The sequence below is a fragment of the Qipengyuania qiaonensis genome, from assembly GCF_019711515.1.
In the GTDB taxonomy this organism is placed as follows: domain Bacteria; phylum Pseudomonadota; class Alphaproteobacteria; order Sphingomonadales; family Sphingomonadaceae; genus Qipengyuania; species Qipengyuania qiaonensis.
Window position 1 is genome coordinate 22,300 of the sequence record NZ_JAIGNO010000018.1, and the last position, 19,653, is coordinate 41,952.

General features: G+C 63.9%; 21 protein-coding genes. 8 read left to right on the top strand and 13 right to left on the bottom strand.

Annotated features, from left to right (window positions below):
* Positions 1 to 33: 33 nt before the first annotated feature.
* Entirely contained in the window at positions 34 to 939 is a 906-nt protein-coding gene (locus tag K3174_RS15985) for a LysR family transcriptional regulator (RefSeq protein ID WP_345719675.1), read from the bottom strand.
* Positions 940 to 1,036: 97 nt separating this feature from the next.
* Between K3174_RS15985 and K3174_RS15990 the strand changes: the two genes are divergently transcribed.
* Genes K3174_RS15990 through K3174_RS16010 form a run of 5 tightly spaced genes read left to right on the top strand, consistent with a single transcriptional unit; the run spans position 1,037 to position 6,138 of the window.
* A complete protein-coding gene (locus K3174_RS15990; protein ID WP_221560441.1) occupies positions 1,037 to 1,903 on the top strand; it encodes an SDR family NAD(P)-dependent oxidoreductase in 867 nt (288 codons plus the stop codon).
* A 2-nt stretch (positions 1,904 to 1,905) separates the two neighbouring features.
* A complete protein-coding gene (locus tag K3174_RS15995; RefSeq protein WP_221560442.1) occupies positions 1,906 to 3,504 on the top strand; it encodes a carboxymuconolactone decarboxylase family protein in 1,599 nt (532 codons plus the stop codon).
* A complete protein-coding gene (locus K3174_RS16000) occupies positions 3,501 to 4,826 on the top strand; it encodes a lactonase family protein (protein WP_221560443.1) in 1,326 nt (441 codons plus the stop codon). The genes K3174_RS15995 and K3174_RS16000 overlap by 4 nt, the downstream gene beginning before the upstream one ends.
* A 59-nt stretch (positions 4,827 to 4,885) precedes the next feature.
* The gene (locus K3174_RS16005) at positions 4,886 to 5,839 is read left to right on the top strand and encodes a LysR family transcriptional regulator (protein ID WP_221560444.1); all 954 of its coding nucleotides are present in this window, start codon (positions 4,886 to 4,888) and stop codon (positions 5,837 to 5,839) included.
* Positions 5,836 to 6,138 (top strand): hypothetical protein, encoded by a 303-nt coding sequence (locus K3174_RS16010; RefSeq protein ID WP_221560445.1) that lies wholly within the window; start codon positions 5,836 to 5,838, stop codon positions 6,136 to 6,138. The genes K3174_RS16005 and K3174_RS16010 overlap by 4 nt, the downstream gene beginning before the upstream one ends.
* Here the strand turns inward: K3174_RS16010 and K3174_RS16015 are convergent, their stop codons facing one another.
* From K3174_RS16015 to trbB, 11 genes are read right to left on the bottom strand one after another with little or no spacing between them, the layout of a single operon-like run.
* Positions 6,139 to 6,378, bottom strand: coding sequence for a DUF2274 domain-containing protein (locus tag K3174_RS16015; RefSeq protein ID WP_221560446.1), 240 nt, complete (start codon positions 6,376 to 6,378; stop codon positions 6,139 to 6,141). It abuts the gene before it with no gap.
* Positions 6,375 to 7,646: a TraB/TrbI/VirB10 family type IV secretion system protein gene (locus tag K3174_RS16020; protein ID WP_221560447.1), complete on the bottom strand. Its 1,272-nt coding sequence runs from the start codon at positions 7,644 to 7,646 to the stop codon at positions 6,375 to 6,377. The genes K3174_RS16015 and K3174_RS16020 overlap by 4 nt, the downstream gene beginning before the upstream one ends.
* A complete protein-coding gene (trbG, locus tag K3174_RS16025) occupies positions 7,643 to 8,656 on the bottom strand; it encodes a P-type conjugative transfer protein TrbG (RefSeq protein ID WP_221560448.1) in 1,014 nt (337 codons plus the stop codon). Before trbG ends, K3174_RS16020 begins: the two co-directional genes overlap by 4 nt.
* Positions 8,653 to 9,336 (bottom strand): conjugal transfer protein TrbF, encoded by a 684-nt coding sequence (gene trbF, locus K3174_RS16030; protein ID WP_221560449.1) that lies wholly within the window; start codon positions 9,334 to 9,336, stop codon positions 8,653 to 8,655. Before trbF ends, trbG begins: the two co-directional genes overlap by 4 nt.
* A gap of 4 nt (positions 9,337 to 9,340) precedes the next feature.
* A complete protein-coding gene (trbL, locus tag K3174_RS16035) occupies positions 9,341 to 10,648 on the bottom strand; it encodes a P-type conjugative transfer protein TrbL (protein ID WP_221560450.1) in 1,308 nt (435 codons plus the stop codon).
* A 1-nt stretch (position 10,649) separates the two neighbouring features.
* Positions 10,650 to 10,949: a putative entry exclusion protein TrbK-alt gene (gene trbK-alt / locus K3174_RS16040; RefSeq protein WP_221560451.1), complete on the bottom strand. Its 300-nt coding sequence runs from the start codon at positions 10,947 to 10,949 to the stop codon at positions 10,650 to 10,652.
* Between the two features lie 8 nt (positions 10,950 to 10,957).
* The gene (trbJ, locus tag K3174_RS16045) at positions 10,958 to 11,713 is read right to left on the bottom strand and encodes a P-type conjugative transfer protein TrbJ (protein WP_221560452.1); all 756 of its coding nucleotides are present in this window, start codon (positions 11,711 to 11,713) and stop codon (positions 10,958 to 10,960) included.
* Positions 11,714 to 11,715: 2 nt separating this feature from the next.
* Positions 11,716 to 14,208: a conjugal transfer protein TrbE gene (gene trbE / locus K3174_RS16050; protein ID WP_221560453.1), complete on the bottom strand. Its 2,493-nt coding sequence runs from the start codon at positions 14,206 to 14,208 to the stop codon at positions 11,716 to 11,718.
* Entirely contained in the window at positions 14,205 to 14,474 is a 270-nt protein-coding gene (locus K3174_RS16055; protein ID WP_221560454.1) for a VirB3 family type IV secretion system protein, read from the bottom strand. The genes trbE and K3174_RS16055 overlap by 4 nt, the downstream gene beginning before the upstream one ends.
* Positions 14,474 to 14,806 (bottom strand): TrbC/VirB2 family type IV secretion system protein, encoded by a 333-nt coding sequence (locus tag K3174_RS16060; protein ID WP_221560455.1) that lies wholly within the window; start codon positions 14,804 to 14,806, stop codon positions 14,474 to 14,476. Before K3174_RS16060 ends, K3174_RS16055 begins: the two co-directional genes overlap by 1 nt.
* On the bottom strand, positions 14,803 to 15,789 hold the full coding sequence (gene trbB / locus K3174_RS16065; RefSeq protein ID WP_221560456.1) for a P-type conjugative transfer ATPase TrbB: 987 nt from the start codon (positions 15,787 to 15,789) through the stop codon (positions 14,803 to 14,805). Before trbB ends, K3174_RS16060 begins: the two co-directional genes overlap by 4 nt.
* Positions 15,790 to 16,152: 363 nt before the next feature.
* On the opposite strand from trbB, the gene K3174_RS16070 reads away from it, so the two are divergent.
* Entirely contained in the window at positions 16,153 to 16,722 is a 570-nt protein-coding gene (locus K3174_RS16070; protein ID WP_221560457.1) for a uridine kinase family protein, read from the top strand.
* A 95-nt stretch (positions 16,723 to 16,817) separates the two neighbouring features.
* Here the strand turns inward: K3174_RS16070 and K3174_RS16075 are convergent, their stop codons facing one another.
* On the bottom strand, positions 16,818 to 17,339 hold the full coding sequence (locus tag K3174_RS16075) for an AAA family ATPase (RefSeq protein ID WP_221560458.1): 522 nt from the start codon (positions 17,337 to 17,339) through the stop codon (positions 16,818 to 16,820).
* A gap of 497 nt (positions 17,340 to 17,836) precedes the next feature.
* Between K3174_RS16075 and K3174_RS16080 the strand changes: the two genes are divergently transcribed.
* Positions 17,837 to 18,565, top strand: a complete 729-nt coding sequence (locus K3174_RS16080; protein ID WP_221560459.1) for an HAD-IA family hydrolase — start codon at positions 17,837 to 17,839, stop codon at positions 18,563 to 18,565.
* Positions 18,566 to 18,811: 246 nt separating this feature from the next.
* A complete protein-coding gene (locus K3174_RS16085; RefSeq protein WP_221560460.1) occupies positions 18,812 to 19,354 on the top strand; it encodes a GNAT family N-acetyltransferase in 543 nt (180 codons plus the stop codon).
* Positions 19,355 to 19,653: the final 299 nt, after the last annotated feature.

Consider the following 19,653-nt stretch of genomic DNA (forward strand, 5'->3'; position numbering starts at 1 on the left):
TCCTCAGCCGTGCAGGTTTTGAGATCGAAGAAGTTAGTCGGCCAGCTTCTCGACCAGAAAATCAACGAAGGCCCGGGTCTTTAAAGGTAGATGCAGCGTGGCTGGAAATGCAACATGAATGTGGCTCTCGGCAACCGTCCACTCCTCAAGCACCCTCACCAGGTGCCCTGCGGCAAGGTCGTCGGCCACTAGGAATTCGGCCAGAAGCGCGATCCCGCACCCCTCCACAGCGGCGATCCGCAAAGCTTCCGCATTATCGGCGGTGATGAGCGGACTGACCGTTACTTCCCTGATTTCCTCTCCGCGTGACAAGCGCCACCGCTTACCGTCGACGAGCGGGCTGAAGTGCAGACAATCGTGCTCGACCAAATTGGCGAGATCGCGCGGCGTTCCTCTTCGTGCTAGGTATGAAGGCGCGGCACACAGGTAGCGTGGATTGGCAGTGAGCCGGCGGACGACAAAGTCGCCGGTGAAGCGATCGCCGATCCGCACGGCGACGTCCAAGCGACGGTCGACGAGATCGGCGTAATTGTCATCGAATAAGAGTTGAAGTGACAAGCGTGGGTGTCGCGCGAGAAACTCGGGCAGTAAAGGCGCGATGCGCTTCTGCCCGTAAACATTTGGCAGCGCGATCTTAAGCGTTCCGCGAGGTTCGACCGTGTCAGCCATTGCCGCCGCGTCAGCTTCGTCTGCACGTTCGATGATCTCCCGGCATCGTTCGAGATACTGCTCGCCCGCTTCTGTCAGCGTCACTTGACGCGTCGTACGCTGAAACAAGCGACAACCAAGTCGCATCTCGAGCGCAGCAATCCGGCGACTCAAGGTCGAAGGCGCAAGACCGAGATCCTGCCCCGCCTCGCTGAAGTTCAATCGCGTGGCTACGGCAACAAATCCTACCATCGCAGACCAGCGACCTCCAGAATCGGACTTCCGCGTCATTATTGCATCTTACGCAAAAGAATTGTGCTGAAAAACTTCATCTGTGCCTGACCTGAACTGGTATGTAGTGATTTGTCAAACTTCATATGAGGATCAAATGACCGACGTTTCTCGACGTAACGCATTGGGGGCCGGTCTCGTCGGTATGGCCGCAGTTGCCGTCCCGCGTGGTGCCGCCAAGGCGCAGTCTTCCAATCAACCCCAAGGCCGCTTCGCCAGTAAGTCGGTCATCATCACCGGTGCGACCTCGGGCATAGGCAGGGCGTCCGCCGAGGCATTTGCTCGCGAGGGCGCCAAGGTCGCATTCTGTGGTCGTCGGCAGGAACTCGGCCGCGAGGTCGAAGCCGGACTTCGGCGGTTGGGTGCGCCCGATGCCTATTACGTGCCTGCCGACGTGCGCGAGCCCGATCAGGTGCGCCGCTTCGTCGATGGCACCGCCGAGCGCTTCGGCGGGATCGAGATCGCGCTCAACAATGCCGGCATCAATTGGTTCAAGCCGCTGCACGAGATCTCGCTCGAAGACTGGACCGACATGCAGGACACCAATTTCCGCGGCGTGTTCCTCGCGATGAAGCATCAGATCCCGCACATGCTGCGGGGCGGCGGCGGACGCATCGTGGTGACCGCCTCGATGCACGACCGCGCGACCCGTCCCGGCGGAGCGGCCTATGCCTCCTCCAAGCGCGCCGTGCTGAGCCTCGTCCAGGCCGCCGCGATGGATTACGGCGAACAGAACATCAGGGTGAATGCGGTCAGCCCTGGCATTATCGACACGCGGCTTTACCGGGCGGGCGCGGACACGCCGCAGAGGCGGGCCGATGCCGCAGCGAGCGTCGACGGTCTCAAGAGGGTAGGCACGCCCGAGGAGATGGCCGGAGCGATCCTGTTCCTCGCATCCGATCAATGCACCTATCTCACCGGTGCGACGCTGCTTGCCGATGGCGGCCTGATGGCGGGCATATGACGATGGACACGGAGCAAAACGGCATCGCGCGCCGCGCCGTGCTGGCGGCGGGCGCCGCGGCGGGTACCCTGCCGTTCGCCGTGCGCGCGCAGGAGACCGGAATGACCATGACGGCAAGCGGCTCCGGGCTCGATCCGCAAAGCCGTGCGACGCTCGCGCGCCTCGATCCCGATCTCCCCGCCCGGTTCGAGGCGGCGGTCGCCGCGGGAACTGGCGACCTCGATGACCGGTCGCGCGCGCTCGTAGGGCTCGCCGCGCTCGCGGCACGGGGCGGCGAAGCGACTTCGTTCGAGGCGCGTGTACGAGGTGCGCTCGCCGCCGGCGTCACCACGAGCCAGATCGTCGAGATCGGCTATCTCGTGGCGGTCTATGCCGGTTTCCCGGCGGCGCAGGAAGCGCTGCAGCGAAGCAAATCGGTGTTCGGAGCGACCAACGCAGCCCACCGACCCACCTCCGGGCGGCCCGAAGGCAACGACCGCGCTCTGGGTCTCGCGAACCTCCGGCAGACCGGCGGCGAGGAGGCGGCACGCCAATGGGCCGCCTCGTCCTCGGAAGTCGCGCCGCTCACGGTCTCGTTCGCGCATGGAGAGATTCTCAACCGGCCCGCGCTAAATTTGCGGGACCGCCAGATCGCCACGCTCGCCATGCTAACCGCGCTTGGCGGTCAGGACGATGCGCTTACCTATCACGTCGCGGCCTCTCGGCGGGCGGGTTGGTCGCGTGAAGCGCTCGTCGAGGCGATGGCCGAGACCGCCCATTGGGTCGGGGTCACGCCGCTCTTGGGCGCTGTCGAGCCCGCGCTGGCGGGTCTCGCGCGTCCCGTCGAGCGTGTGCCCGAACGGGCCGTGCCGCGCAGCGAGGACGCGGTAGCCGCACCGAGCGATGCCGAGCGGCTCGAGAAAGGTCAGCAGGCGCTCGACGAGATCAGCCAGTCCTCGGGTCAGGCGGTCGTCTCGAGTTTCGACGACATCGCGCCCGACCTCGGACACTACATTCTCGAGTTCGCCTATGGCGACGTGTTCTCGCGCCCGGGGCTCGATTTCAAGTTGCGCGAACTGACGACCGTCGCGGCACTCGCGGCGACCGGGCGCACAGTCGATGCCGTCCCGCTCAACGTCCATGTAAACGCCGCGCTCAATGTGGGCGCCTCGCCGCGCGAGGTCGTCGAAGCATTGCTGCACATGCTCCCATACGTAGGGTTTCCGCGCGTCCAAAAGGCGATGGCGGCTGCGGAGGCGGTCTTTGCAGAGCGGGAGCTGGAACTTCTACCCGCCCGCAACCCGGACACTCCCGCATTGACGATCATCGGTACACTTCAGGCCAAACCGGGTCTGGGCGGTGAACTGCGCGAGGCATTGGAACCCGTCGTCGCGGCGAGCCGGCAGGAGCCGGGCTGCATCAACTACGATCTGCATGTCGATGCCGGAAATCCCGACCGGTTTATGCTGTACGAGAACTGGGCCGACCAGGCAGCGCTCGACCGCCATTTCGAGCAGCTGCACTCGAAGGCCCTGGCGGCGCGGTTCGACGAATTGTTGGCCGAACCGCTCAAGATGGACTGCCTCACGGAGATTTCGGACTGGATAGGACGACGGTCGTGAGTATGCCGGGAGACAATGTTTCGCGTAGACTTATCGCGGCCGCCCTGATCTCGTTGGCTTCGACCGCTTGTACGCAGACCACCTCCCAAAGCCCGTTGGCTGGGATTGATGCCGATCGGGTGGTCGCTATTGCGGACGGCGATTTTCGCGCGTCGAGCTACTTCGACGGCAAACTGTCCGCGGATGATGCGTTGTTCGCCGATCGGCTTCTGGTTTGGGAACGCAGTTCATCCACGCCGCGCTCATTCGCTGTCAGCAACTCGGTAACCAGTCCTCCCGAAGTGCTCGCGGTATCTCCTGACGGCCGGTACGCATATGTCGTCGAACGCCTTGGCAAGCGTGACGCGCGCATGACCGAAATTGGGGACCTTCCGCCCGGCGGCCTCCTGACCGCGGTTGACCTCGCAGCCGACGGGCCTGTGACCTCGACCATGCGCATCGAGGGCAATCTCGAAGCCATCGACCTCAGCGACGACGGACGCATGATCGCGGTCGTTTCGAACGCCATCGGTCGGCCACTGCTTCATCTTGTTCCGGTCGATGGAACGCGTTTCGAAGACCCGACCGTTGTCCCGCTCGCCGACCTAGCGCTGCGAAATTCCCCAACCGGTACGGGAACGCCGATGGCGAGTGCCGTCTTCTGGCAACCGGGCACCCGGAACCTCGCCGTGACCATCAACACGCTGGACAGAGTCGTCATGCTGCGGACGTTCGAGACGGTGAACGGTGCGCGTGTCGAACCTTGGGGTCCGCCGGTCGATGTCGGCAGCGATCCTTTCACGGGGCGCTTCACACCCGATGGCCGACATTTCCTTACGCTCGAGTGGGGCCGCGATCTCGATGCCGACGATCTCGCCGGTCGCCTGCCGACGTGGCCCTCACGGATAGGTGTCGTTCGCGTCGCGCGATCTGAGAGTGATCGCCATACCTATTTGCCGGGCCCCGAGACCGATCTGTCTTCCGAGGGGATCGCGGTGAGTCCGGACGGCAATCTGGTAGCCGCGATCAGCATGCGGGGTACACCTTTTCCGAAGAGTTCTGATCGGAATACGCCGAACGCCAGCGTCATCCTGTTTTCTATCGATCCTTTCACAGGATTATTGACCAGGAGGGACCGTCGCGAGTTTCCCGGGCTTCTTCCCGAAGGAGCTGCGTTTGATAGGACAGGCCGACATCTGCTGGTTACTGCCTTTGAACGAACCAGTGCAGAGGGCGGAGCTATCTTTGTTTTTGGCATCAGCCAATCGCCGTCAGGAGTTGGTCTTGAGGGTGTCAACGTAATTCCAACCGTACATGGACCTCATCATGTGGTGATCCGATAGTACATAGGGGGGTCATCAGCAGTGAGGCTACGCTGCTGTTTAGTGGTTTGGAAAAATGAATGCCTTTCGATATCCGCCAATTACGCTTTGCAATCGCAGCGGCGGATCATGGCAGCTTCTATCGCGCGGCGCGCGCGCTCGATGTCGAGCAATCGACACTCAGCCGTTCTATTTTAAAGCTCGAACGCTCGCTCGGCAGCGATCTGTTCGCCCGTACGCGTGCTGGAGTGACCATCACGCCGATCGGTCAGCAGTTTTTGCGTAACGCGCGCCCGATGGTCGCCAATGCGGACCGCATGATCGCGACTACGCGAGCTGCGGGGAAAGGCCGTGCGGGAGGTCTCACCATCGGATTCAACGGCTCGGTCTCGGCGGGCAATCTGCGCGCAACACTGGTCGCCGCGAGGAGGGAGAACCCAGATGTGGAAATCCGTGGCGCCGAAGCGGATCGCAGCGCGCTTTTCGCAAGGCTAGACAGCGGTGAGATCGATATCGCGATCCTGATGGGCGAGATCGCCAGCGACGATTATCGCCATGCTTCCTTCTGGAGCGAGCATGTGTTCGTTGCGTTGTCGCAGAGCCATGTGCTTTCGGAGCGCGAGATCCTTAATTGGACCGATTTGCGTGATGAGCGCTTCGTAGTGCCGACCGCCGATCCCGGTCCGGACATTCGCGACCTGCTGATCGGGCGGCTCTGGCAATCGGGCGCACGACCGGATGTCCAGTTTCATTGCGTGAGCCGCGAGACGATACTCAGCCTGATCGGCGCAACCGGACTGCTCACACTGGCCTGCGAAGGCACGACCGGGGCGCGCTATCCCGATGTCGTCTATCGGCCGGTTCATGGCGAACAGGGTCCGGCGCTGATTGCTTATTCAGGTTACTGGCGCGAGGACAACGTCAATCCCGCGCTCAAACGTTTTCTCGCTTTCGTCCGCAATCGCTACGCGCTGTCTTTTGAAATCGGCGCGATAACGACGGATAGCAATCCGCCAATGGGGGAGGTGCCATGACGCAAGGCAAGACCGTGATCATCATGCTCGTTGTTCTATTAATCGGGTTTGGTGCCGGGTTCGTGCTGCGACCGGTCATCGCTCCGCCTGGCGCATCTTCGGTCGCGTCGTCGGTTCCCGCAGCGCAATCCCTTGAAGCGCGAGGCATCCAGTATTTCGAAGCCAATGTCGAGGAAGCCCGACATGTAGTCGAGGGCTGCCGCAGCGGCTCGGTCCGCGGCGCCGAATGCGCCAAGGCCGAAGAGGCGATCATAAGAGTTGAGGCGGATGAGAGACGACAGCGCTTTCTGGGTCAGTGACTACACGCGTAATGGTTCGGCCTTCGCCGCGCGCCGGTGTTTCGCGAATCCGCGATCGGTCGCCATGAATCGCGCGAGCATCGGCGCAATGAGCTTTTCCGGTGGGACCGGATCGCCGCCAGTCTCGGCCGCGAGCGCAGCCGCGTAGGCGACAAGATCGCGATATACTACAGCGGGCAATTCGATCGTAAGCTTCGCTGGCTTGTCGTCGACCAGCGGCCCGAGTTTGAGCTTGGTCATCGCGCGCCTCCGAGAGGTTCGAGAATCAGGTCGCGCGTCAAGATCACGCGAAGCGGATGGCCGGGCCGGATGGTGAGCGTCGGCTGCACTTTGAGCTGGCGGTCGACGATCCGCTGCCCGGCCTGGTTGATCGTATCCTGACTGCCGCGGCGCAACGCGCTGATGAGATCGTCCTCGCCATCCGCGCCGAGTTCGACACCCAAGCCCAGCAACGTCGAGACCGCCGCCGCCCGAAGCAGATTGCCCCAATGCTGATCGACACGATCCTGTAGGCCCGCGAACCCGGCACCATCGCCGGAAGGCTGGCGGTCGAGCGCGATCGAACGGCCGCCGGGCAGGATCAGCCGGTCCCAAGCAAGCAGCACGCGGGTCTGACCGGCGGCGATGTCGCTGTCATATTCGCCGATCAGCCGCGAACCTTGCGGAATGAGCAGGATGCGGCCGGTCGGGCTATCATAGACATTGGCGGTCACCTGCGCGGTGATTTGTCCGGGGAGGTCGGAGCGGATGCCGGTTATAAGCGCGGCCGGGATGATGCTGCCCGCTTGCAGGATGTTGGGCGATACGGGCGCCGTTAGCCTCTCGGCACTGGCCGTGCGCCGGTCGGACGCACGTTCGAGAAAGGCGCGTCGTTGATCCTGACCGCTCTCGGCCGCCGGAGCCGACTGCGGATCGGCATCAGGGGTGGTCGGGAAAGGAGCGAGGCTCGGGAGCGAAGGAATGGCTACCGAAGCGCCAGTCCCACCACCACCGCTTCCACCAAGGAACACGTTGCTCGTTCGCGCGGCATCGCGCTCCTGCTCGGCGCGCTGACGTGCGGCCTCGGCGGCCTGGACGCGCGGATCCGGCGGCTTAGCTTTGGCGCCGATCGGCGGCAGCGGCACGTCTTCTCCGCGTTCCTGAGCCGCGACGATCGGCCCGCCGAGATCGCCGGGAAGAGGCGGACCCAATTGCGGCACGTCGGCATAGTCGCGCGGCCCGGAGGTGATGGTCTCGGCTTCCGAGCGGCTCTCAGTGTTGAAGAGTTCCTCCGACGCGCGGTCTTCGGACGGGAGCAGCGCGTAGATCAGCGCGCCGCCGATACCGAGACCGGCGATGCCGCCGATGACGGCCAGCGCCTTGCGCGACAGGCGCACGACCCTCGGCGCGTCGCCGCGCAACTGGAACGGCTGCGGGTCGGAAGGTGTGCGTGGCGGGACTTCGTGCGATTGATCCAGCTCATCCGCCTCATCCGGTTCGGCAGCGACTTTTTTAGGATCGTTGCTCATCGCCCACGCTCCCGCCCGTCGTCGCGGATTATCCGTACACGCTTTTCGCTGCGCCGGTCGCCCAAGCGCAGTTCGGCGACGGCGAACAGGCGGTCGACGACCATGTATCGCCCTTGGACGCGGTAATTGACGAGTTCGGCGTCGCCCGTCGCACCGGTTACGAAAAGCGGCGGCATCTCGCCCTGCGCGATCCCGGCCGGAAACTCGATGAACACCTGCCGCCCGTCATCGAACGCGCGCACGGGCTGCCACGGCACGCGGTCGCCTTCGATCCGGTAGCGGAAATTGAGCGAAGCGAGATCGACCCCGCTTGCCACCGGCGCGGCGGAAGCCGCTGCCGCATTGACGCCGCGCAATGCGATCAACTCGTCCTGCGGATAAGTCCAGGAGACCGAGGCCATGTAGGTTGACGGGGTTGCGTGCAGTTCGAGATGATAAGTGCGCCGATCAGTGTTGATGACGAGATTGGTTGAAAGATCCGGCCGGGTCGGCTTGACCAAGATATGGACGCGGGCGCTAGGCCCGCTCCTGCTGACCGTATCGCCGATGATCCAGCGTACGGTGTCTCCCGCCGCGACCGGACCTGGGCCAACGAGCTGCTCGCCTTCCTGCAATGCGATGTCGGTCACCTGCCCGGGTGCTGTATAGATCTGGTAGAGCGCGCCGTCGGTCCAGGGATAGCGTTGGATGGCGTTCAAGAACCCGTCGCGCACGGGCTGCACGCGCGCTGCGTCGTTGGCATCACCGATGCGGCGGCGCGGATCCGCGAGTTCCGCATTGGCCTCGTCATCCGATACAGACTTCAGCTGGCCGGGCAGCGGCAGCGGTTCGGGGATCGCCACCACTTGGACCGGGTGCGGCGGCTCGGGAGAGAGCGTTGCAGCGATTTCGCGTGGCGGATCGTCGTAGGCGAAATCCGGAAGATCGGATGTGGTGGCACAGCCAGCGAGGGCGACGGCGGAGGCGAGCATCGCTGCTACAGCGGCGCGGTGAGTGTATGGCGATGTCATTGCGACAGCTCCTTCGACCAGTTGAGAGCATTGACGAATATGCCGAGCGGGTTGGCGCGCAGGCCGTCTGGGGTGCGCGGCGGCTGCACGGTGATGGTGAGGATCGCCGACCAGCGTTCGGTCGCGGTGAGACTGCCATCCTGATATCGGCGCTCGGTCCAGGCGACGCGGAAGCTGTCGGGTGAGGCGCGGATGACGCTCGATACCTCGACCGCGACCTGCACCCGGCCGACCTCGGCGAAGGGGTCGTTGGCGCGCGCGTAATCGTTCAATGCCAGCGCGCCGCGATCGGTGGTAAAGTCGTAGGCGCGCAGCCAGTTCTGCCGCACGATCACAGGATCGGCGGGAACCGAGCGCACCTGTTCGATGAAGCGCGCGAGATGGAACGCGATCTGCGGATCGGTCGGACTGTAACCGGCTTCGGCAGGCGCGACGGCCTGAGCCTCGCCTAGCGCATCGACCTCGACCACCCAGGGGACGATATGGCCGCGCGCCGATTGCCAGACCAGACCGCCCGCGAGCGCGCCCGACAGCGCAAGCGTCCCGAAGAAGGCGAGCCGCCAGTTCTTCGCCTGCACGCGCGCCGAACCGATGCGGTCGTCCCAGGCCTGTGCCGCGCGCTGGTAGGGGGTCACCGGTTCGGGCGTCTGGCCGTAGCGGATGGAGGGTCGTCGAAACATTGCTTCAATCCTTCTCTCTGACATCGACCGAGGCGCCGCCGCCCCCGCCGTCGCCCGAGCGCAGCGTATGGGCGGCGACGGTCGCGCCGTGGGACATGGTCTGACGGCGTTTCATCGCGGACGCCCAGGCAGGCTGACCGTCGGGCGCAGATGCAGTTGCGGGCGCGCTTCCGGAGAACGTGGCGCCAGCGGCGGTAGCGCCCGCGCGGCCGCCCGATCGGTAGTTGTCCTTGAGGGACGAGGCGGCCTTGCGCAGCGGCGAGGTAGCCGCGCCGAGCGTGGCCTTGCCGACTCCTGCGGCCCCGCCCGCCACCGCCGCACCACCGCTCTTCCCGGCCGATCCGAGCGCGTAGGCGCTGCGCGCTCCGCCCGCGGCGAACGCGGTTCCCTTCGCGGCTCCGGCGGCAGCGCCTAATGCAGCGCCGGTGCCAAGCGTGGCCGCAGCGGCGCCGCCGACCACCACCCCGCCCGCCGCGAGCGCCGTCCCAGCGGCAGCGCCTGCGCCGAGCGCCGGGCCGCCCGAGACGATGCCGTTGGCGATCGACGGGCCGAAAATGCCGAGACCGAGCAGGCAGAGCGAGGCGAGCACGATGGTCATCGCGTCCTCGATCGTCGGCTGCTGGCCGCCGAACCCGGCGCGAAACTCCTCGAACAAAGTCGAGCCGATGCCGACGATGACCGCGAGCACCAGTACCTTGACGCCCGAGGAGACGACGAGGCCCAGCACGCGCTCGGCCATGAAGGCGGTCTTGCCGAACAGTCCGAAGGGGATGAGCACGAAGCCTGCGAGCGTTGCCAGCTTGAACTCGATCAGCGTGATGAAGAGCTGGATCGCAAGGATGAAGAAGGCGAGGATGACGAACAGCCAGGCGATCAGCAGCACCGCGATCTGGATGAAGTTCTCGAAGAAGGCGACGTAGCCCATCAGCTCGGAGATCGATTCGAGGATCGGCTGCCCGGCTTCCAGACCGACCTGCGCGACGCGGCCGGGCTGGAGCAGTTCGGCGGCAGTGAACCCGGTGCCCGAGGCTTGCAGGCCGAGCCCGGCGAAGCTTTCGAAGACGATGCGCGCGAGCGCGTTCCAGTTGGAGATGATATAGGCGAAGATGCCGATGAAGAGCGTCTTCTTGATGAGCCGGGCGAGAATGTCGTCGTCCGCACCCCAGGTCCAGAACAGCGCGGCGAGCGTCACGTCGATGACGATCAGCGTGGTCGCGATGAACGCGACCTCGCCGCCGAGCAGACCGAACCCGCTGTCGATATAGCGGGTGAAGACATCGAGGAAGCGATCGACGACGCCGGTGCCGCCCATGTCAGTTCTCCTCGGTCGCGAGTTGATCGGCGGGTGCCACCGTCCGCACTCTGCCATCGAAGAACCGCCGCCGGTTCTCGGCCCAGGCGGCAAGGCAATCGCGGTCCTCCGCACCCGCCGCGCCGAGCGCCTGGCAGCGGCGCAGTTCGGCGAGCAGCGGATCGGTCCCGGCGGGTTCGATCACGAAGGAAGGCTCTTCGCGCACCGGTTCGGGTGCGCGGCTCATCTCGATCGCGGTCATGGTGACCGCGATCGCGACGAACCCGATAGCGCCGATGCGCGCGAGGCTCTTGGGTTCCACGGGTGTTCTCAGTCGCGGAACATGCGCGCGTTGCCGGGCTCGTAGCCGACGCGCGGGGTGAGGAAGCGGCGCAGCTGCTCGCGCGCCTGCGCCTTGGCGGCGGCGCGCTCGGCCATGTCGAGCGATTGAGCCCGGCCCTGCGCCGCGATCAGCGCCGTGAGGTCCGCAAGCTGCTGCGACTGCAGCGCGACGAGCTGGTTCCCCGCCTGCGCGGCCTGGAGCGCGCCGGTCGCCGACTGGCTGGCGGTGACGAGCCGTTCCAAGCTGGCGCGCGAGCCATCGATATTTCCAACGACGCCCGCCTGAATCTTCAGCGCATCCTCGAAGGCCGCGACGCTGGTCTGCCAGCGTGATTGTGCGTCGGTCACGAGCTGGCGATCGGAGCCGGACCGGTTGGTGCCGCGATAGTTTTGCGCGAACGCCTGATCGATCTGCTGGACATCGTAGGCGAGCCGCTGCGCTTGGCCGAGCAATTGCTGGGTGCGCTGGAACTGCGCCTGCACTTCCTGAAGCTGATTGAGCGGCAGCGAGGTCAGGTTGCGCGCTTCGTTGAGGAGCGATTGCGCCTCATTCTGGAGGCTCGCAATCTGGTTGTTTATCTGTTCGAGCGCGCGGGCGGCCTGGAGCACGTTCTGCGCGTAATTGGTCGGATCCTTGACGATCATCTGCGCCTGCGCGGGCGTATTCATGGCGGCGACGCCGAGCATGCTGGTGGTGGCAAGCACGCCGGCCATCATGGCGCGGCGCAAGAGGGGCTGGGTCATATCTATAGTTCCTTTTCGGAAGGCAGGCGCGCGTCTTCCCGGTCGGGCGCCGGCGATGGAGGTTCGGATGCGGGAAGGAGGTCGATCGCCCAGGCAAGCCCGCGGTGGCGCAGCCATTGGGCGGCGAAAGCCTCTTTGCCGTGCACCTCGATCAGCTCGGCGATGGTGAGTTGGTCGGTTTTCGACGAGGCGGCGGTGAACGCCAGTGCGACCTCGCCCAGCCCCAGCTCGAACAGCCGGTTGCCGCGCCGCGACTGGCAATAGTAGTCGCGCTTGGGGGTCGCGCGGCTCAGGATCTCGATCTGGCGCGCGTTCAGCCCGAACCGTTGGTAGATGGCGGCGATCTGCGGTTCTAGCGCGCGCTCGTTCGGCAGGAAGATACGCGTCGGGCAGGACTCGATGATCGCGGGCGCGATGCTCGAGGTCTCGATATCGGCGAGACTCTGGGTGGCGAAGACGACGCTGGCATTCTTCTTGCGCAGAGTCTTGAGCCATTCGCGAAGCTGTGCGGCGAAGGCGGGGCTGTCGAGCACCAGCCAACCCTCGTCGATAATGATGAGCGTGGGCGAACTGTCGAGCCGCCCTTCGATCCGGTGGAACAGATACGACAGCACCGCCGCGGCCGATCCGGCGTCGACCAGACCTTCAGTCTCGAAGGCTTGTACGGATGCCTCGCCCAGATGCTCTGACTCGGCATCGAGCAGCCGACCCCAAGGTCCGCCGATGCAATAAGGCTGCAACGCCTGTTTCAAATGCTGGCTCTGGAGCAGCACGGCGAGCCCGGTCAGCGTGCGCTCGCTGATCGGCGCGGACGCGAGCGAGCCGAGCGCGGACCAGATATGCTCCTTGGCCTGCGGATCGACCGCCACGCCTTCGCCGGTGAGGATCGCGGCGAGCCATTCAGCGGCCCAGGCCCGCTCGGCTGGATCTTCGATGCGCGCTAGCGGTTGAAGCTGGACGCCCTCGCCCGCCTCGTCGGCGAGCATGCCGCCCAGATCCTGCCAGTCGCCGCCCATGCCGAGCGCGGCAGCGCGAATGCTGCCGCCGAAATCGAACGCGAACACCTGGGCATTCTCGTAACGGCGAAATTGCAACGCCATGAGCGCGAGCAGCACCGACTTGCCCGCGCCGGTCGGGCCGACCACCAGCGTATGGCCGACATCCCCTACATGAAGGGAAACCCGGAACGGGGTCGAGCCTTCGGTCTTGCCGTAGAGCAAGGGGGGAGCGCCGAAATTGCCATCCTTGCTGGGGCCGCCCCGTTCCGGTCCCGCCCATACAGCCGACAGGGGGATCAGGTGGGCGAGATTGATGGTCGAGATCGGGGGCTGGCGGACATTGGCGTAGGTGTGGCCGGGCAGGCTTCCCAGCCACGCCTCGATCGCGTTCATGCCTTCGGGGATGACGGTGAAGTCGCGGCCCTGGATGACCTTCTCGACCAGTCGCAGCTTCTCGGAAGCAATGGCGGGATCGCGGTCCCATACGGTCACGCTCGCGGTGACATAGGCCATGCCGGCATAGTCTGCGCCGAGTTCCTGGAGCGCGGTGTCGGCATCGGCAGCCTTGTTCGAGGCGTCGCTGTCGAGCAGCGTCGAGGCCTCGTTGGTCATGATCTCCTTGAGGATCGCCGCGACCGATTTGCGCTTGGCGAACCACTGCCGCCTGATCTTGGTCAGCAGCTTCGTCGCATCCGACTTGTCGAGCATGATCGCGCGGGTCGACCAGCGATATTCAAAAGCGAGCCGGTCGAGTTCGTCGAGCAGGCCGGGAAAGGTCGCGCTCGGAAAGCCGGTGACGGTGAGCGTGCGCAGGTGATGATCGCCAAGGCGCGGTTCCAGCCCGCCGGTCAGCGGCTCGTCGGCAAGCAGCGCGTCGAGATGCATCGGTGTCTCGGGCACACGCACGCGCTGGCGGCGGGTCGAGATCGTGGAATGCAGATAGGTCAGCGTCTCGGCATCGCCTAACCAGCGGACCTCGGGCACGAAGCCTTCGACGAGATTGAGGACGCGGTCGCTGCGGTCGGTGAAGCCCTTCAAGAGTTCCCACGGATCGACGCCGCTGGTCGAGCGGCCCTCGTAGAGCCAACCCTCGGCGCGCGCGGCGTCCTCGGCGGGCGGCATCCAGAGCAGCGTCAGGAAATACCGGCTCTCAAAATGCGATCCCTCTTCCCGGAACTGCTCGCGCCGCTCCATATCGACCAGCGCCGAGACCGGATCGGGAAAGGTGTTCGTTGGATAGTCGAGCGCAGGCGCGCGCTGTGCTTCGACGAAGATCGCCCAGCCCGAGCCAAGGCGGCGCAGCGCGTTGTTGAGCCGCGCGGTGGTGGCGACGAGCTCGGCGGGGGTCGCGCTGTCGAGATCGGGGCCGCGGAAGCGTGCGGTGCGCTGGAACGAGCCGTCCTTGTTGAGGACGACGCCTTCGCCGACTAGCGCGGCCCAGGGCAGGAAGTCGGCAAGATGCGCCGCCTTGGAGCGGTACTCGCGCAGAGACATCATGGCCGCATCCAGATCGGAAAGCGCAGGTGTCGCCGCGCGACGTCCACGAATTGCGGATCGTGTTGTGCGGCCCAGACAGATAGCGCATGGCCGATGATCCAGATGACGATGCCGGCGATCCACAGCCGCAGGCCCAGCCCGATCGCGCCCGCCAGCGTCCCATTGACGATGGCGAGCGCACGCGGCGCGCCGCCCAAGAGGATCGGCTCGGTCAGCGCGCGGTGGACCGGCGCGTAGAAGCCGGAGATCGGTTCGCCCGTTTCCATTAGACCAGCGCTCCGCCGCCGAAGCTGAAAAAGGAGAGGAAGAAGCTCGAGGCGGCAAACGCGATCGACAGGCCGAAGACGATCTGGATCAACCGCCGCGCACCGCCCGAGGTATCACCGAACGCCAAAGTCAGCCCGGTGATGATGATGATCATCACCGCGATAATCTTCGCCACCGGACCTTCGATGCTTTCGAGGATCGCCTGAAGCGGCGCTTCCCAGGGCATCGACGAACCGCCGGCCTGGGCCGGTCGGGCAAGGATCAGCGCGATCAGGCCGACGGTGGCGGCGAGCATGACGCGGTTCGCGCCGTGCCGAAGGGCATGGGTCATTCGGGGTCTCCAAGGATTGTTGATGAGAGTGAGGTCAGGCGGTAGTCGGCGGTAGCGGGATCAAGGCCTTCGACGCGCGCCAGTTCGGTGAGGCGGCGGCCGCTACCGTCGCGGACCAGCACGGCGACGAGATCGATGGTTTCGGCGAGCAGAGCGCGCGGGACCGTGACCACCGCTTCCTGGATCAGCTGTTCCATGCGCCGCAGCGCGCCGAGCGCGGTCCCTGCGTGGATCGTGCCGATTCCGCCGGGATGTCCGGTACCCCAGGCTTTCAGGAGATCGAGCGCTTCCGCGCCGCGAACCTCGCCGATCGGGATACGATCAGGCCGCAGCCGCAGCGACGAGCGCACCAGATCGGACAGCGAGACGACGCCGTCCTTGGTCCGCATGGCGACGAGGTTAGGTGCTGCGCATTGCAGCTCGCGGGTGTCTTCTATGAGGACGATGCGATCGGTGGTCTTGGCCACCTCGGCCAGCAGCGCATTGACGAGCGTGGTCTTGCCGCTGCCGGTGCCGCCCGCGACGAGGATGTTAGCGCGGGACGCGACGCCTTCGCGCAACGTCGCCGCCTCGGTTGCCGACATGATGCCAGCGGTTGCGTAATCTTCGAGCGTGAACACTGCTACGGCGGGTTTGCGGATGGCGAAGGCGGGCGCAGCGACGATCGGCGGCAGCAGTCCTTCAAACCGCTCGCCACCCTCGGGAAGTTCGGCGGAGACGCGTGGGGATTTAGAGTGGACTTCGACCCCGACATGATGCGCTACCAGACGAATGATGCGTTCACCGTCGGCGGCTAGCAGCGTCATGCCGGTATCGCTGATACCTTCACCGAGCCGGTCGAGCCACAAACACCCGTCCGGGTTGAGCATCACTTCAATCACGGCGGGGTCGTCCAGCCAGGCGGCGATCGACGTGCCAAGCGCTGTGCGGAGCATGCGCGCGCCGCGTGTATTGGCTTCGGATCGGATCGGATGGACGCTCAAGGCTCGGCCCCTGCAATAGTGCCGGGCGAACCGCCGCCCGGCTGTCGAGGCACATCAAGAGACGCAGAAAAAACTTCCGCGCAACAGTTCGTTGGCGGCGTAGTAGAGACGGCGGCAGCTACTTGTGTGGGGCGGAAACGCGGGCACGTAGATTGCGCATTTATGTCACGGTCTGACGGGCATCGAATCGATCGACCTGATTAGGGAGCCGTCGTGCAATTAGTTATGACCAAAACTGGGCCGTAAGCAGAATATCTGATTTTTGGGGCCCTAGGCTGCGAACCCGGACCATCCGCGCATAGCTATTGCTAGGTTCGAAACGACCCATTGCGCACGCTCGGCTGATGTCTCTAACTTGGCCGTATGGATGCCAACAGCAACAATGCCATACGATTGATCGAGCAGGCGAAGCGACAAACAAGCCGCGTGATTGTTGCGGTCGATGGTCGGAGCGGCGTGGGCAAGTCGACATTCGCCGCCGCTCTGGCGGCAGAAAGCGGTGCGGTCGTTGTTGAAGGTGACGACTTCTATGCTGGAGGTGTGGAGGTCAGGGGTGACACGGCCGAACAGCGAGCGGACGCGTGCATCGACCGGCCGAAACTCATCGGAGTGCTGCAGCAGCTGCGATCAGGCATGTCAGTGACCTACCGGCCATTCGACTGGGAAGCCTTCGACGGGAGTCTGGAAAGTCCCGCGAGGATCGTATCTCCCGCAGATGTCGTTATCGTAGAGGGTGTCTACGCGGGTCATCCTGACCTATGTGACCTGACGCAGGTCAGGATATTGCTGAGGGTTCCGGACGAGCTGAGACATCAGCGGTTGATCGCACGAGAAGGCTCAATCGGACCTTGGGAGCGGCAGTGGCATGAGGCGGAAGCGTGGTATTTCTCGCGGCTTGCCACAACCGCGAACTTCGACCTGGTAATAGGCTAGAGTCGGGTCAGGACCGGGCTGTCGGCTTCCGCTTAGAGGAAATGAAAGCACTGAAACCGCTCAGTTTCCGCGCGAAGCCTTCAACTATTTTCCAGTCAACCATGACTGTCGCTTTTCTCGCGCTCTTCTTCGTTTCTTGCCAGCGAAAGGAGATCTGCGACCACTTCCTCCAGGGGCCGATCAGTTTCCAGTTCCACTGTGGCCAATGATCTAAGCAGCGGTTCCACGTTACGCGTGTTCTCCACGATACGGGCGCTCTCGACGCCCGACTTCCCATACTCATTCGCTGTCCGTCGAGCCACGCGGAAGAGCATGGTTTCGATGGGCGCGCTTAACAAAACCACCTCATCGAAACAGTTCAGGAAGTCGCCGATGTTTGGCGCGCATCCCGCAAAATAGCGGGGACCCTCGAAAGGTTGTGAAAGGAGGCTCCTGAGCTTCTCCTCGCTCCAGACCCAATCGAAACCGTCGCGAGACCCTGTCGGATTACCTTCAAAAGGCCGCCACTCGCTGTATCCATCGGCGTCGAGATCGATAGCCCACGTACCGGCGGCCCGCAGAGCCTTCACAGCCGTAGACTTGCCGGTCCCTGACATGCCGGTGATAAGGATCTTCATGACTGGCTTTCCATCGGGACGGATCTCGATCGAGGTGTGGACAAAGCGTCGCTTCCCAAGGCCGAGCATCGTGGAAGCACTGTCAGATAGTTTGCCCTGAAGCGCTTCCTGTTCATTCTAACGCTTCTCCATGCTGGTCATCTCCAAACGTGGATCCTGCACGGTGCCGGCGGCGAAACTCGGACGTACGGAATGGAGCGCGATGCTCCCGTTGCACACGATGGAATTTCCGGCAACGCAATCTATAGCGGCTCGGATGTGCCTTTACTCTCCCGGGCCTGGACTGTTCGTCTTCCGGTCGTGACCGGCAGAAATCGACATCTCGCTAGGCACCCCTACCCGATGGGGTTACCCGATTCGAAATTCATGCTGGGCTGCTACTTACTCGTTCGATAATGGGCGCAATATGATTGCATAAGCGGCCTGGCCACGACGGCCTCGGTTCAGGATTATGCCACCGTCCCGGAACAGTCGAAGGAAAGCGCCAGCAGGTCATCGTGCAATACGAACAAGACATTTCCAAGAAGCCTGGCATTGCAGCTCTCGCCGGAGCGACAATCGTCCTGGACCTCGATGGAACCGTCGTCGATTCCGCTCCGAACATCGTCGCCGCGGTAAATTTCTCGCTGGAGTCAGAGGGTCTCGATCCCATCCGTCTGAGAGAGGCTCGGCCCCTGATCGCAAACGGGGCCCGGCAGCTCCTACGATACGGTTTAGAGCAGAACGGAAGGGATCCGAGCACGGAGCCATGCGAACGGTTGTTCGCACGATTTCTGAGCTACTACGAGGCGCACCCGTCTGATCTGACCAAGGCGTTTCCCGGGGTTTGCGAAACCCTAGAATGTCTGCAGAAGTCCGGTGCAGGCCTGGTCGTATGCACCACCAAAACGACCGGTCTCGCGAAACTCGTTCTCTCGTCGCTCGACCTATCATCATTCTTCGCGGGCGTCGTTGGGGCCGACCTGACCTCTGCCTCCAAACCCGACGCTGCGCACGTCCTTCAAGCCATCGAAGCCGTGTCCGGCGACCCAACGACTTCAGTCATGATCGGTGATGCCGAACCCGATGCTCGCGCCGCTCGTGCGGCCGGGATCCCGATCGCCTTGGTGACGTTCGGGTATTCACACGTTCCGGTCGACCGCCTTCCGCATGATCTGCTCATCGATCGGTTCGACCAAGTCGTTCCAGCTTGTCGCAAACTGCTATCGGAGCGGAGAAAGCGCTAGCGCCTCTCAGATGAATCGAATCGACTTTGACTGTCGTCAAGGTCCTCTCCTGCGCAGCGGATTGAATGAAAACGCTGATCATGCGCATGTCAGGGATGGGGAAGCCGGCCATCCAACCGTTCGGTCGACGACATTGATCGCCTTTTCGTTACACCCTCCTTCCGACATGCTACGGGAGCGCTCAACCTGTAGCATCGGCAAGGATGGCGTGAGGCAATTCTGCAAAAGAGGGTTTGGAGAATGACTGTGGCAGTAACCGAGCTCGACCATCCGGGAACCAGTCGATTGCGCTTCAATATCCCGGGTGTCTCCGACCTCGACGACATGATCGCCATGTGGAGCGACCCCGAAGTCGCCAAATACATTGGCGGGAAGCCCTCGTCTTCGGAGGAGGTATGGCAGCGGCTCCTGCGTTATCGCGGGCACTGGGCATTGAACAGGTTCGGGTACTGGGTGGTCCGGGATCAAAGCAGCGATACCTATGTCGGCGAGGTCGGTTTCGCGGACTGGAGGCGCGAGAACCTGCCCGAGATCGCGCAACTCCCCGAGTGCGGATGGGCTCTGTCACCTGCCATGCAAGGCAAGGGGCTGGCGCGCGAGGCGATCGAAGCCGTACTGGCCTGGAGCGACGCGCAAGGATCGATGCCCGAAACGGTCTGCATGATAGCCCCCGGAAACACCCGATCGATCGAGTTAGCGGAGCGCCAAGGCTTTCGAGAAGTCGCCGAGCGCGAGTACAAGGGCGCGACCACCAAGCTTTTCAAACGCACCATTTCGTCAGGCGGATAAACCGGCGGTGGTATTCTGACCGACAAACGTCAGCATGAGCGTGAAGCGCAATGGCCGGGAAGGGTGGGTAGCGGACTGTCTGCATTTGGGGACTGTTGCTCGAAAGTCGCCTGAGGCTTGCGCCTTCGAGCTTAATGCCTCACAGCGTCAGGAGCCCATCAGGGCACACGGAGATTTTTTGAACACGATTGCATAGAACGCCTGAGCCTCCGCGGCTCGGCTTTGTTCCCCGTCAGCGCCTATGGCACAGATTTGGGGTTGTGATTTAAGGAGGATTTGGGCTTCGTCGTAGTGACGAA